The following is a 346-nucleotide window of genomic DNA, read 5'->3' on the forward strand; positions in this document are numbered from 1 at the left end:
ACTCGTTTATTACATTATTCATGAACATATAACAGTGCCTTTGGTCGTTTAGAAAGGTGTAATGAACCACGAGTAGATTTCAGGAAGACCGGAGACTTCACCGTCGTGTCCAACGGCCTTGCGGTCTCCCGAGGCGTTCACGATCGTATCGAGCTCCAAGGCATCGTTGAATTCGCGGTTGTAGATGAAGAACAGGACGTCGTTTTCGTACTTGGCGGGCTGGAAGAACCATTGCTCCCTGGTGCTGTCAGCGCTGTTGCCGCCGTATACAACACGGTCCCGAGCGTTGCAGTTGCAAGTCGACGTACTCATCTTCAAGTACTGGTTGTACTTAGTGTTGTGGGCC

Annotated in this window: 1 protein-coding gene; it reads right to left on the minus strand. The window is 50.6% G+C overall.

Annotated elements, in window-relative coordinates:
* Positions 1-48 precede the first annotated feature (48 nt).
* Positions 49-346 (minus strand): hypothetical protein (locus F0L46_RS27730; RefSeq protein WP_149822408.1); only part of this gene is annotated, 298 nt, incomplete at its 5' end.

Source organism: Salinarimonas soli (assembly GCF_008386575.1).
GTDB classification, from domain to species: domain Bacteria; phylum Pseudomonadota; class Alphaproteobacteria; order Rhizobiales; family Beijerinckiaceae; genus Salinarimonas_A; species Salinarimonas_A soli.